Consider the following 13,991-nt stretch of genomic DNA (forward strand, 5'->3'; position numbering starts at 1 on the left):
ACGAATTGGGGAGAGCCACCTGTTCATATTAAGAAGTATGAAACCAGAGATTATCTACGTCCAAAATGTGAGGGAGAAGATTGTGATTATGATGGTGTACTATTAAGTGGTTTAAAAGAAGAAATAAAGGTAAGTAATAAAAATAAGATATTGGTTATTTTACATACCAGTACAAGTCATGGCCCTACTTACAGTAAGAAATATCCACCAAGATTTGAGAAATTTAAACCTGTTTGTAACAGTGTAGACTTAGGAAAATGTACACAAACAGAATTAATGAATGCGTATGACAACACAATAGTTTACACAGATTACATTTTAAATAGCATTATAACAGATTTAAAAGATTTGAAAGAGTACAATAGCACCATGCTTTTTGTATCTGATCATGGAGAGTCTTTAGGAGAGAAGAATTTATATATGCATGGCGTTCCGAAGAGTTTAGCACCTAAGCAGCAATATGAGATTCCATTTATAGTTTGGGTATCTGATAAAGACAAGCAATTAAAACCAGCTAATAATACAATTCTATCACAAAATAATGTCTTTCATAGTGTGCTTAATTTTCTATCCATAGATAGTCCTATTTACGATGAAAACATGAATATATTTAAAAAGTAATATATAATATTAAAAACTAACAAAAGCTCTTTAAAAGAGATTTTGTTAGTTTTTATTATCCAATTTTCTATAATTTAATTGACTGATTAAATTGTTTAGACAAATCCATTCTCATTCCTAAAACGAAAATGTTTTGTTCCTTTTGTCCAGAAGAATTATGTCCAAAAGAAAACCTTTGTTCAGAATAGATTTGAATAAATTTTATGGGAGAATAATTTATACCTACTATCCAATCACTTTTTCTAAATTTATCGCTAACATATTGTGAATTATCTTTATTGATGCCATTAGGGACATATAAATTATAGCCTGTAGAAAGAGCTAATTTTTCCATCTTCCATTTAAAGTAGCTCTCGAAACCTTTTGCTCCGAAAACATAAGAAGGAATAATATTGTTCTCTGTAAGATTATTAGAAGAAGTAAAATCTCCATTTTCTTGAATTATTCCAACCAAACTAAAATCAAATTTTTTAGAAGAATAATTAGAACCTAATGTAAAATAACTAGGATTCCCATTTAATCCCAAAATCTTGTTATCTATTAAAGCCTTATTAATAAAAGCTTTGTTATAAGCTACACCAACTAATAATTCTTTTGAAAGCTCTATTTGAGCAGATAAACCAAAACCATCTATAAGATTACTATTTCCACCTTTTGTTTGTACTTGTGTACCGATGTGTAAAAACTTTATCTTATTTCTATAAATTATAGCTTGGTCGGCTCTTCCAGTTCCAAGTTCTCCACCATCAGTACCACCTGTAAAAGTAGCAGAAGCTCTTCCTCCAAAAACATTAAATTTATCGGTGTAAGAAGTTACATCTCGATATACTCCCCATTGTTTACCAAAGGTTAATTTTCCATATTGATTAAAATCGATCCCCAAATATCCTAATCTATTTCCGAGTACTTGTTGTTTAGTTTCGGATTTAATAGCTAATAAACCGTTGTCTAAATTTCCATCCACATTAAAAGAAGAGTTTCCTTTAAACATGTTAATCTGAAATTCTAAACCAGCTATAAACGAAATCGATTTATTTTTTATTTTTAATTCAATACCTGTTCTAGAAACATTGTCTTGTAATTCTGTGTCTTTGTCAAATACAGCTAATTGTCCTCTTAAACTAATGTATGGTTTAACAGAAACGTCTATAGAGTCTTGTGCATAATTTATGGTAGAAAAAAATAGAAATAGAAAACAAGTTAATACCTCTGATAATCTGTTGTGCATAAAATGAGAATGTTAGTCGATATAGGTTGAAAAGAATGAATAAAAAATCAACTGAATAAAAATATCCAGTTGATTTATTCTATCAATAAATGAAATTTATATGCCTAAAAATGTAAATGGTTTAGTATTCGTAAAAAGTTGAGATGTATCTCCAGAATATGTTTCGTTTTTACTAACGCTTAATCTTTTAGTACTTGCTTTATTACTAAAATCAAGTTTCTTTAAATCTACCCAAAAAGTATTTGGAGTTTTTGTTGTTTCAAAATAGTAAACTAGATTTTTTTGATCAGATACAGATCTCCATCTTGTAGAAGAAATGTTAGGCTCTGTTTCAGAAGAAATACCCAAAGGAACAGAACTATTTCTAATTACACTAAATACACTTGCAATAGCAGTTCTTGTATCATTTGTTTGTGGAATAGCATTAATGTAATAAGAAGCTCTAACAAAACGATCTGCTGCTCTGTTTGTTCCTGGAAGCATAATAGTTCCTGGAATACCTTTCCAATATTCGTTAATTGATAATTGCTCTTCAAATAAAGGAGAATTTGTCATCACAGTATAAGAAGGATCATGATGAATAACTAATTTTCCATTAACGTATTCAAAAATAGCATTATCTCCAGTTTTATCTGATATAGAAAGATGTAGTGTTGTGAATTTTTTTGTACCAGGCACATAATCAGAAACGATTGCGAATTTCTCTTTTTTTAATTCATCTACCGCTTCTTTTACAGTAGAAAAATTATCTAATACATATTGTGCCCATGCAGCAATTGTAACACCTGGTTTAGATCCTTTAGGATCAAATTTAGGATATTGACTTTCTACTAACCATAGAACATTTGCTACCAATCCTTTTTCGTTTATTCCGTCCGTTGTCGCAATATCCCAAGCGCTTGTAATAACACTTCCGTATTTAGAATTCCATTTAAAAGAATTGTCTCCAACATTTCCACTTCTGTCTAATCCTCTTGGGAAAACCCAGATATTAGCATCTATTTCATCTTTCCAATCCATAGAACGTGCCGTGATAATATTGTTATCTGGCCCTTTGTATACAACTCTTGTACACGCATCTAATGTTGGCGATAACACCAATAAATTGGTAGAAAATAAAGTAAACGTAAGGTTTATCAAAAATTTATTTTTCATTATAATAGATTTTAATTTTAGTGATAATTATTTACGATATAGATTGGTTGAGTAAATATACATTATTTAATGTGTTTTTAAAAAGAATCCAATAAGATTAAATATAGGTTAATACATTGAAATACTTTGTGTTAAATTGATGGTGATAACTATCAGATAATTTAGAATTAGTGAGATAATAAAATAGGCTAATACATTTTTAAGTATCAGCCTATTTTTTATACTTCTCTTTTATTCAAATAAAGAGAAAATTTCAAACTATGTAGATTACATTTTTTCTTCACTATATTCTCCAAGTAGTGCGTAATAGCCAAAAAGAGCCATTCCAAGAACAATAATTGGCGTAAGAACAACAAGAATAATAATCCCGAAAACTAAATCATCTTGCGAACCAGAAGTTAGTTTAGGAATACCAAATTCCATTATACAAAAGTAAGCGATAACCAATGATAAAGCTATCCATACAAATCCTAATATTTTTTTAATTGCTTCCATTTTTTTAATTTTTTAATTAACATTTCTGTCTTTGTTACTAATATAAATTGCTCCAATAATAAAACATATTGCTGCAATACCAATAGGATACCATAGTCCTTCTAAATAAAACTGTGGATCTCCATTTACCTTAGCATTTGTAACCAAATAAGTAGAAACAGCTGGTAATAATCCTCCAAAAATTCCATTTCCTATGTGGTAAGGTAAAGACATCGAAGTATAACGAATTTTAACAGGGAACATTTCTACTAAGAATGCCGCAATAGGTCCATAAACCATTGTAATAAAAATAACTTGAATCCATATTAATCCAATTAATTTCCATCGATCTGTATTTGTAATATGAGTTGTTTTCTTTATAACCTCGCTTATTTTACCATCAACTACTTTTGCTTTTCCGTTTTCTAAATGTCGTTTTGTTATTTGACTATAAGTTGTACCATCAGCAAAAGTTTGTTGTATAGTATAAACAGAATCATTAACTGTTCCATTTTTTACAATTTCTGCCTTGCGAACAGTATTTTCTACAACTTCTTGTTTGTTTGCTAAATTCGTTGTTTGGTACATTGTTTCATAAATCGGACGATAAGCAAAAACAGCAACTAACATACCTGTTAGCATTACCCATTTTCTTCCTACTTTATCACTCAACCATCCAAAGACAACAAAGAAAGGAGTACCTAATAATAAAGCGACTCCTAAAAGAGAATCAACCTGATCGGACTCAACATTCATTACTGTTTTCATGTAACTCATCGAATAAAATTGTCCTGTATACCAAACTACCCCTTGTCCCATTGCAGCACCAAATAATGCTAATAAAACAAACTTCATGTTGTATTTATTTCCGAAAGATTCTTTTAATGGATTTGTAGAAGTTTTTCCTTCATCTTTGGCTTTTTTAAATGCAGGAGATTCATCCATATTTTTACGAATCAAATAAGAAACATAAACCATAAAGATTGATAATATAAAAGGTATTCTCCAACCCCAAAGGTCAAACTGTTCATCTGTTAAAAAAGTTTTGGTAACTAAAATAACAAGTAATGATATAAATAAACCAAATGTTGCTGTAGTTTGTATCCAAGAAGTCCAATAACCTCTTTGTCCTTCTGGAGCATGCTCTGCAACATAAGTTGCCGCTCCACCATATTCGCCACCAAGAGCTAAACCTTGTAATAATCTAAGAACTAAAACTAAAAGAGGAGCAAGGAAGCCTATTGTTTCATAAGATGGGATACAACCAATTAAAAATGTAGCACCTCCCATTAAGATTAAAGTTGCCATGAAAGTGTATTTTCTTCCGATAATATCACCTAAACGACCAAAAAATAATGCTCCAAATGGACGAACTACAAAACCAGCGGCAAAGGTAGCTAACGTAGAAAGGAAGGCGGCAGTTGGATTGTCGGAAGGAAAGAATTTTGTAGATAGTACAACAGCAAGACTTCCAAAGATAAAGAAATCATACCATTCTATTAATGTACCCATGGATGATGCTCCAATGACCTTCCATATTGTTTTTTTACTTGCAGTTTCACTCATAAATTTTGTTTTTTGTTAATTTTTTTTGTGGTGTTAATTGTTTTGTTATAATAATATCATTGCTTGTATTGTAATCATATCGTCCATGTTTTTAGGTTGATCAAAAGATTTTTGATATTCTATAGATATTTTAGAGTTTTGTCCATCTATGTACCAATTTCCTCCAAGTTTTAATTCGTTTGCGGGTTTTATTAAACCTCTAAAATCTCTGTAAGAATAACCAACGTATGGTTGAATTCTATTGCGGTATTTGTGTTTTCCTTCTTCAATATTTTTTGGTAAAAGATAACCAACATGTCCAGAAAACTGGTTTCCACTTCCTACAACATTTCCTTGTAAATAGCTATCTCCCATAGCAGAATTTTGATATTTGGCGTAAGCAGTTACAGAAGAACTTTTTCCGATTGGTGCATCATAAAAAACATCAACAGCTAAATGAGTTACATCTTCTCCAATTAGATTATCATTCTCTCTTTTTACAATTGCATTGCTCTGATTAAAAAATCCAGCTCCAATATTAAATACTTTTTTTGCTCCTAAATATGTTCCAACTCTATAAGGTAATGCATTCGATTCTTGATCTAAGAACTGATAATCAAAATATCCAGAAACGGCATATTTTCCTTCTCCTAAGATGGCTTTACCTAAATATTTTTCTTGTCCGTTCTGTATAACTGTGGATGAGTTGCCGTCCAAAGTATTGGTTAATGCATCACTTAATGCAACACGATAATTTAATTTCCCAAAACGTCCTTTTGCAAAAAGACCTAAGTGATTAGCAAACTGATCAGACAATCCAAGGGTAGTCCAATCTGCTCTATTATTATCTAGCATTAACATATTAATAGAACCCTGTCCATTTCCACGAGAAATCCCTCCATAATTATTTATACCAGCACCAATAGCTAAATTATCAGTCACTTTATATTGTAAGAACATTTCGTGTAGAAACATAGAAACATCGTTGCTTTTACCTGTTGGAGTAAGGTTATGATCGTAAATCCCATTTGCACCAAAGTGGGTGAGAATCATAAATCGATCATTTATTTGAGAGTAGGCAAGGACTCTTGCTCGTTTAATAGAAAATCCGTCGTTAACATTTTTTCCTTCATAATCCTGAAACCAGGTTTGTCCCCATAGGATAAAACGAATAAATTTACTTCCGTCGTCGTTTAATTTTACAACTAATCCTCCATCATATTCAGAAGCATACTGTGCTTTTGTTATCGAAATCCCTATAGTAGATAATAAGGATAGTGATAAAAGAATTTTTTTCATACTTGTTTGAAGTGTTTTGTTTTGTGTTAATTTTTCTTAATTCTAAGATAAATTAATTAAATAATTAAAATGATTATTTAGTTGAATTATACTGATATAAGTCAGTATAATTCTATAGTGTTCAAAATACACCATAAAATAATTTTAAAATAATAATTTATTGAGTCAAAAAATGAAGAATTCTTAATTATTATTCAATTAAGAAGTAAAATATATTCTGTTAAGTTCATTAACAGAATTTTTTGGCATAGTTTATGAAAATGTTAAGAAAACTAAATTATAAAACATACTTATTATGAAAAAATTATTTTTATCATTAACATTAGCTATAGTTTCATCTTTAGCATTCGCACAAGATATACAAACGCCAGCAACTTCTGCAAACGTTGGAGATTCTCCAGTACAGCAAGGTAATTGGATTGTAGGAGGTTCTGTAGGTTCTTTAGGATACTCTTTCGAGGGGGAAAATTTTAACATTAATATTAATCCTCAAGCAGGTTACTTTATTGCAGATGGATTTGCAGTAGGTTTAAAAGCTGGTTTTGGTTTACAAACTGTTAAAGGAGGAGATAACATCTATCAATATAGATTAATGCCTTTTGGACGTTATTATTTTTCTGAAGGAGCAAAATCTAGTGGACGTTTCTTTGGTCAAGGTGAAATAGGTGTTACTGGAGCTAAGCAAGGAGGAGTTTCTGATACTTCTTTCGGATTCGGTGTAAATGCTGGTTATGCACATTTCTTATCTCGTAATGTAGCATTAGAAGGTACAGTTGGTTACAACTATTCAAAATCTAATTTAGCAAATTCACAAGCACAAAATGGATTAGGTTTAGCAGTTGGTTTCCAAATCTATTTATAAGAATGAATTTATTATATTCTTTTATATGAAAGCATAAGCCTAACTTTTTAAGTTAGGCTTTTTTATTTTCTTAAAAAATTGGAGTAATTATTTCACCTTTTTGCACATATTCCACAATATTTTTAGCGCATAATTCTGCCATTTTATTTCTTGTTTCAAATGTAGCAGAGCCAATATGGGGTAAAATGCAAACATTAGGTAATGATAATAATTTGTCATCTGCCTGCATAGGTTCGGGATCTGTAACATCTAAACCAGCAGCAAATATTTTATTTTCTTTTAAGGAATGATACAAATCTTCTTGATTAATAATAGGACCTCTAGCAGTATTTACAAGTATTGCATTAGATTTCATTTTATTCAACACATCTTTATTAAATAATCCTTTTGTAGAATCATTTAAACTAGAATGAATAGATAGTACATCAGAATCCTGAATAAGCTCTTCAAAAGAAACATATTTCGCATCTACTTCTTTTTCTAATTCAGGCTTTGGTTGACGATTATGATAAATGATTTCCATGTCAAAAGCAGCTTTACATTTTTTAGCCATTTCAATACCGATTCTACCTAAACCAAAAATCCCTAATTTTTTATTGTACAATTCTATTCCAAAATCTCTTTCGGGAATTAAATTCTCCCAATCATTTTGTTTAATTCTATCATATTGAGAAAATGCTTTTCTTGAAGCTGATAACATCAATAAAAAAGCAATATCAGAAGTAGCTTTACTTAATACGTCTGGTGTATTAGATATTTTAATACCAAACTCTTTTGCATCATTAACATTTACTTGATCAAACCCGACAGAAAATAAAGCAATCATTTTAGTTAATGGACAAGCAGAGAAGAAGTCTTTGTCAAAATCTATTACATGACCAACATTAATTAATGCATCATAGTCTTTACAGAAATCAATTAATTCTATTTTATTAAGTTCTGATGGAGCTATTGTAAAATTGATATTATTCTGTTTCAAAATTTCCATTCCAACTGGAAGTAGAGGTTTTGTAAGTAATACTTTCATTGATTATTTTTTTTGTTTGATTAAGTTACCACAAATGAAAAAACCGTGCAAAATAATTTACACGGTTTTTTTTATATGATTAAATCTAAATTAGATTATCCTCTTCTTTTACGTTTAGACTCGAAGTTACCAACGTATTCTTGTGCTACACGGAAACCAATCCAGTTTGTAGACTGTGCTTGGTGTAAGTATCTTCTTTGACCTGGATCTACCCAATAAATAGGATCTTTCCAAGAAGCACCTTTTACAACACGCGTTTCATTAGAAATATCAGAAGAACGTTTTGCATCATCTTTTTCTAAGATAACTCTTCCTTTTTCGTCAACTCTAAATTTACGTTGTGGAGCGTTGTACATTTTTTCAGTTTCTTGATCACGAGAAATACCTTCTTCAAAACTTTGATTTAAAGATGAATTTAAATCTCCATCATGATAGTTTGTCATATCATAATCAACTTCTTTTTTATAAGCACCAGGTAAACCTTTGTAAACTAAACGTCCGTTATCTAATGTATCAAATTCAACATTTGTTTCGTCGTATTTTTCAAAACCACCTTGACCATTGTCAATATTTCTTGTTTGAATATTTCCACGGTAGTAGTTGAAATCGTTTGCTTCTTCATCAATAATTGGACGATAAACATCAGAAACCCATTCAGCAACATTTCCTAACATTCCGTAAATACCATAATCATTAGAAGGGTATTTTCTTACATCATTAGAAATTGCAGAACCATCGTTTCCAAAACCTCCAATACCAGAGTAATCTCCACGTCCTTGTTTAAAGTTGTCTAAGTATTGACCTCTTTGAGCACCTTTTTGAGTACGTAAATTATTTTGAGTTACACCTTTTCCGTTATAGTCATTGTATTCTCTTTTTCCGATTAATGAAAGAGCAGCAAATTCCCATTCAGCTTCTGTTGGTAAACGGAACGGACGAACTTCTAAAGTAGTTGACGATACGTTTGCTTTTAAGATACGTGAATTTTGACTTTTAATTTGTCTAGATTTAATAATTCTAGATGAATCAATAGCCTCGCTAACGTTAGTATCACCAAGCTTATATTGTTCAGCATTAAAAGTTTTATTACCGTAATTATATTCTTCGTTATTGTAGTAATCTTTAGAAAGAATACCTTTATCAATTAAGGCTTTCTCGTTTGAACGGTCTGTTAGCCAATCACAATAATTTACAGCTTGTAACCAAGATACACCAACTACAGGATAATAACTAAATTCTGGAGAGAATAAGTAATTTTCTGTAGAGAAATCATCACGTGATAACTGATTGTTGAAAACAGTTTGATCTGGTAAAGCACCTGTGTAAATATCTTTATACTGTGTTTCTTCTGGAGGGAAAACAACTTTTAACCAAGTTAAGTATTCTCTATATTCGTAGTTAGTAATCTCTGTTTCTCCAATGAAGTAAGACTTTACTTGCATACGTACAGGAGAATTATTCCAATCGTGCAAAACATCGTCTTTTGTAATACCCATAGTGAAAGATCCTCCTTCAACGAAAACCATACCTGGCCAACCTTTGATATTTTCTTTCTTTTTACCTGAAAAGAACCAACCTTTACTATCGTTTGGTTTCCATCCTGTACGGCTAGTGAAATTTTTTGTTCCACCACCTTTTTTCTTACCAGAACTACTAGCACAACCAATAAATGCGCTTAATGTAAGAGCAGCAAAAGCAAGAGAAAAAATACGTCCTTTATTCATTTTCATAGAAAATTTCGGGTTTTCAAAAATTAAATTTTATGCAAATAAAAGCATTTGACATTAATATTACAACGAAAAAATGCTTTATTTCTTGTATGTAACGCTAGAAATATTTTTTTATTTTGCATTTGAAAATATATTTGCAAAAATAGCGTTTAAAAATACATGAAGAAATATTTTATTTTAGCAGCATCTTTGCTTCAATTTCCTCTTTTATTTGGTCAAAATTACAAAATTAATTGGGAAAATAATCAAGCAATTTCTTTAACAAATGGAACAACAGTAAATGTTCCGTATTTTTCAAATAAAGAGAATTATACAATAGGGAGTTATTTTCTTCCTGAATTTGTTGTAGAACTAAATGCAAATAATTCTTCTGTAGAAATTACAAATGTTAGTTTAGCAGAGATTCAGAGCGAATTATTGGATTTGGATACTTCTATAATTCCAGAACAAATTAGCTACTCTGCTTATAATGTTATAGATAAAAATGGTCAAGCTAAATTAATTGTAAAAGTTTTACCATTTATAAAAGAAAACAATAAAATATTTAAGATAGAATCTTTTTCTGTTACTCCAAAAAATACATTATCTGGTAGATTTGCTCAAAATGCTCGAATTAATAATTCCACAACAAGTGTTTTAAAAGAAGGAGAGTGGTTTAAAATTAAAGTGTCAAAAGATGGCGTTTTTAAGTTAGATCGTAGCTTTTTTAGTAGAAACGGAATTCCGACCAATTTTAACCCTAAATCTTTAAAAATTTACGGAAACGGAGAAGGTCGTTTAATGGAAAATACGACAAAAGATAGAGTAGGAGCATTACAAGAAATTCCAATTAAATTTATAGGAGAAGATGACAATTCTTTTGATGCGAATGATTATGTTTTATTTTATGCAAAAGGACCACATCAATGGTATAGAGAGAATACAACAACTCCAGAAAATATAAGACTACGTTATAATTTATACGATGATTATGCCTATTATTTTATATCATATAATGGAGTTGAAGGAAAACGAATTGCCGATTTACAGTTAACAGGAAGTCCTGTTAAAACGTTTTCAACCTTTGATAATCTTCAGTTTCATGAGAAAGACTCTATTAATCTAAATAGTTTAGGACAATTATGGGTAGGAGAGAATATTGATGCAAATGGAGGTTTTAGAAAAACCTTTACAGCAAATAATATTGATACTTCTGCTGATGCTTATTTACGCTATTCTGTTGTAGGTAAAAATGCAAGTAATAATGGTTTTACAGTTTCTATTAATGGACAAAATTTTACAGGTTCTTTAGGAACATCAACATTTAGTCAAACAAAATTAAATAGAACATTAAAATTAAATTCAAATTCAATAGATGTAACTGTTTCTTCTAATGGTTCTAATCCATCTGGACAAGGATATTTAGATTTTCTACAACTTCGATTTAAAGATAATTTAGTTTACAACAATGAGCAATTTACATTTCGTTTTTTAGAAAATATAAATGATGGAAATGTTTATGGTTTCAATTTAAATAATTCGACGAATGTAAATGTTTGGAATGTTTCAGATTTGCATCAACAAATGAGTGTTAAACCAGAAAATGGTTTATATAAATTTAGTACAACTAGTTTAAACCAATTTGTAGCATTTAAAGACGAAAATACATATACAGATGCGCAATTTGTTGGTAGAGTAAACAATCAAGAGATTAGAAACTTAGCGAATATAAATTATGTTGTAATAACTCACCCTCGTTATTTGGATCAAGCAAATAGATTGGCTAATTTCAGAAGAACTCACGATAAGATTAATGTTGCAGTTGTAACAACAGATCAAGTCTACAATGATTTTTCTTCAGGTTCACAAGATCCAATTGCAATACGAGATTTCTTAAAAATTTTAAAGAATAATCAAAATCCAGATTTAGAATATGCTGTTCTATTTGGTGCAACAACATACGATCCTAAAAACAGAGTAAAGGATTACACAAATTATTTACCAACTTTTACAGACGAACCTTCTAGCGCTATAGAGACTGCCATTGCAACAGATGATTTCTTTGGTATGTTAGGAGATAACGTTGTAATGTTAACTAATAATGTAGACGGAATTTATAGATACGATGCCAGATGGTTAAGTATTGCTGTAGGTCGTATTCCTGCTTCTAATACAAACGAGGCAAAAATATTGGTAGATAAAATAATTTCCTATTATGATAAAGTCCCTGCAAAAGGTTCTTCTTATGGAGATTGGAGAACAAAAATTGTTGGTGTAACAGATAATGATAATAATGTTAATACACCTGCTTTTGATGCTACATTAGATACAGAGTTTGGAAAACCAGAGAATCAAATTTATACTGTAAATAAAATATACATAGGTGGACATCAACCACAAAGTACATCGGCAGGAATCCGATATCCAACAGTTAACGAAGCTATTTTAAACGGAATAGAATTAGGTTCTAATTTCCTAATGTATTACGGACATGGTGGACCACGAAGTTGGGCACAAGAACGTATTATTACAGCGGAAGGTTTAACAGGTTTATCTAATTTTAATGCTTCATATTCTCGTTTACCAATTGTAACAACTGTAACCTGTGATTTTACAGTTTGGGATTTACCACAGTATAATTCGGCAGGAGAAATGATGTTGAAAAATGCGAATGGAGGAGCTTTGTCAATGGTTACAACCAATCGTCCTATTGGAACTGGGTACGGTGATAGTATGAATAACTTTTTAGTAAAAGAATTTTTCAGAAAAGAAGGATTAGAAAATCAAACGATTGGTCACGCTTTAAATCAATCCAAATTAAATTTTTCTCCAACCAATTCTTACCATAAGAGTGTAAGTTTATTAGGAGATCCTATGTTAGCAGCGCACCGTCCGCAACAAGATATTGAAATAACAAGTATAAAGACAAAGAAAGATGTCGATATCCTAAATGGAGGAAAATTACAAGCATTAGATTTTGTAACAATTACTGGAAATGTATATCAATTAAACTCATCAACAATAGATGGTAATTTTAACGGTAAAATTTCTATAAGTTTATTTGATAAGCAGCAGGTGAATACTTTAATGAGTGAATCTGATTGGGTTGGAAAAACTTTTGTTACAGAAGATAAAACAATCTATAAAGGAAACGGAAAAGTTGAAAATGGAATTTTTACAATTCAATTTTATGTTCCAAAAGATATAGATTATCAGTTAGCAGACCGTAAGATTAAATTTTATGCTTGGGACGATTCAGATGGTAAAGATGCTTCTACTCTTAGAACCATTAAAATGGAAGGGATTAACGAAGATGGCTTAAATGATGATGAACGTCCGCAAGGAAAATTATACATGAACAATCTTAATTTTGCAAATGGAGGAATTACAGATCGTTCTCCGTATTTAGTAGGTTGTTTAACAGATAATACAGGAATTAATGCAACAGGAGGAAGTATTGGTCATGATATTGTAGCTACTTTAGATGGTAAGGTACAAGATGCTTATGTGTTAAATAATTATTATGACGGAGGAGATGCGAATCCTTGTGTGAATAAGAATTTTGAGGATTATCAGAAAGGTCAAGTCATGTATCAATTAAAGAATTTAGAACTTGGTCAACACTCCGTGAATCTTAAATTTTGGGATATTAACAATAATTCCAATACTGCTACGTTAGACTTTGTAGTAATGGAAAACGGAACAGGACAATTGCATATAGATAAGCTTTTAAACTGGCCAAATCCATTTACTAAAAATACGTTTTTTCATTTTGAACACAATTGTAGTTCTGAATTAGATGTTATGGTTCAGATTTTTACAATATCAGGGAAATTAGTTAAAACAATTAGACAAACTGTTTCTGCAGAACCTTTTAGAGAAGGTTATAGAACTGGAAAATATGCAATAGAGTGGGACGGCTTAGATGATTTTGGAGACAAAATTGGAAAAGGTGTTTATATTTACAAAATAAATGTAAAAGGTGTAGATACCACAGTTTGCAAAGGTTCAGCAGCAGCTGTTGAAAAATTAGTTATTTTAAAATAAGAAAAAAATTAATCAATAATAAAC

At 30.5% G+C, this 13,991-nt stretch carries 10 protein-coding genes; 3 read left to right on the forward strand and 7 right to left on the reverse strand.

The window, feature by feature from the left end:
* Nucleotides 1-621 (forward strand): sulfatase-like hydrolase/transferase (locus BUA86_RS04605; RefSeq protein WP_178300400.1); only part of this gene is annotated, 621 nt, incomplete at its 5' end.
* A gap of 67 nt (nucleotides 622-688) precedes the next feature.
* Here the strand turns inward: BUA86_RS04605 and BUA86_RS04610 are convergent.
* From BUA86_RS04610 to BUA86_RS04630, 5 genes are all read right to left on the reverse strand, one after another.
* On the reverse strand, nucleotides 689-1,849 hold the full coding sequence (locus BUA86_RS04610; protein WP_083580299.1) for a porin: 1,161 nt from the start codon (nucleotides 1,847-1,849) through the stop codon (nucleotides 689-691).
* 96 nt (nucleotides 1,850-1,945) lie between these two features.
* The gene (locus BUA86_RS04615; protein ID WP_072930304.1) at nucleotides 1,946-3,004 is read right to left on the reverse strand and encodes a linear amide C-N hydrolase; all 1,059 of its coding nucleotides are present in this window, start codon (nucleotides 3,002-3,004) and stop codon (nucleotides 1,946-1,948) included.
* 267 nt (nucleotides 3,005-3,271) lie between these two features.
* Nucleotides 3,272-3,499: a DUF6814 family protein gene (locus BUA86_RS04620; protein WP_072930305.1), complete on the reverse strand. Its 228-nt coding sequence runs from the start codon at nucleotides 3,497-3,499 to the stop codon at nucleotides 3,272-3,274.
* Between the two features lie 12 nt (nucleotides 3,500-3,511).
* Nucleotides 3,512-5,044, reverse strand: coding sequence for an MFS transporter (locus BUA86_RS04625; protein WP_072930306.1), 1,533 nt, complete (start codon nucleotides 5,042-5,044; stop codon nucleotides 3,512-3,514).
* Between the two features lie 45 nt (nucleotides 5,045-5,089).
* Nucleotides 5,090-6,322: a hypothetical protein gene (locus BUA86_RS04630; protein ID WP_072930307.1), complete on the reverse strand. Its 1,233-nt coding sequence runs from the start codon at nucleotides 6,320-6,322 to the stop codon at nucleotides 5,090-5,092.
* Nucleotides 6,323-6,617: 295 nt separating this feature from the next.
* Here BUA86_RS04630 and BUA86_RS04635 point away from each other — a divergent pair, with 295 nt between their 5' ends.
* Nucleotides 6,618-7,184, forward strand: a complete 567-nt coding sequence (locus tag BUA86_RS04635) for a hypothetical protein (RefSeq protein WP_072930308.1) — start codon at nucleotides 6,618-6,620, stop codon at nucleotides 7,182-7,184.
* A gap of 70 nt (nucleotides 7,185-7,254) precedes the next feature.
* Here the strand turns inward: BUA86_RS04635 and BUA86_RS04640 are convergent, their stop codons facing one another.
* Nucleotides 7,255-8,211: a 2-hydroxyacid dehydrogenase gene (locus tag BUA86_RS04640; RefSeq protein WP_072930310.1), complete on the reverse strand. Its 957-nt coding sequence runs from the start codon at nucleotides 8,209-8,211 to the stop codon at nucleotides 7,255-7,257.
* 95 nt (nucleotides 8,212-8,306) lie between these two features.
* Nucleotides 8,307-9,941: a gliding motility lipoprotein GldJ gene (gene gldJ, locus BUA86_RS04645; protein WP_444542093.1), complete on the reverse strand. Its 1,635-nt coding sequence runs from the start codon at nucleotides 9,939-9,941 to the stop codon at nucleotides 8,307-8,309.
* A gap of 159 nt (nucleotides 9,942-10,100) precedes the next feature.
* Here gldJ and porU point away from each other — a divergent pair, with 159 nt between their 5' ends.
* Nucleotides 10,101-13,967 (forward strand): type IX secretion system sortase PorU, encoded by a 3,867-nt coding sequence (gene porU / locus BUA86_RS04650; protein WP_072930312.1) that lies wholly within the window; start codon nucleotides 10,101-10,103, stop codon nucleotides 13,965-13,967.
* The last annotated feature ends 24 nt before the right edge of the window (nucleotides 13,968-13,991 follow it).

It is taken from the genome of Chishuiella changwenlii, from assembly GCF_900142565.1.
Classification (GTDB): Bacteria; Bacteroidota; Bacteroidia; order Flavobacteriales; family Weeksellaceae; genus Empedobacter; species Empedobacter changwenlii.

Bases quoted from the DNA above. Each gene is read 5' to 3' on its own strand.
- BUA86_RS04610 (WP_083580299.1), bottom strand. From the start codon at position 1,849: ATGCACAACAGATTATCAGAGGTATTAACTTGTTTTCTATTTCTATTT.
- BUA86_RS04615 (WP_072930304.1), bottom strand. From the start codon at position 3,004: ATGAAAAATAAATTTTTGATAAACCTTACGTTTACTTTATTTTCTACC.
- BUA86_RS04620 (WP_072930305.1), bottom strand. From the start codon at position 3,499: ATGGAAGCAATTAAAAAAATATTAGGATTTGTATGGATAGCTTTATCA.
- BUA86_RS04625 (WP_072930306.1), bottom strand. From the start codon at position 5,044: ATGAGTGAAACTGCAAGTAAAAAAACAATATGGAAGGTCATTGGAGCA.
- BUA86_RS04630 (WP_072930307.1), bottom strand. From the start codon at position 6,322: ATGAAAAAAATTCTTTTATCACTATCCTTATTATCTACTATAGGGATT.
- BUA86_RS04635 (WP_072930308.1), top strand. From the start codon at position 6,618: ATGAAAAAATTATTTTTATCATTAACATTAGCTATAGTTTCATCTTTA.
- BUA86_RS04640 (WP_072930310.1), bottom strand. From the start codon at position 8,211: ATGAAAGTATTACTTACAAAACCTCTACTTCCAGTTGGAATGGAAATT.
- gldJ (WP_444542093.1), bottom strand. From the start codon at position 9,941: ATGAAAATGAATAAAGGACGTATTTTTTCTCTTGCTTTTGCTGCTCTT.
- porU (WP_072930312.1), top strand. From the start codon at position 10,101: ATGAAGAAATATTTTATTTTAGCAGCATCTTTGCTTCAATTTCCTCTT.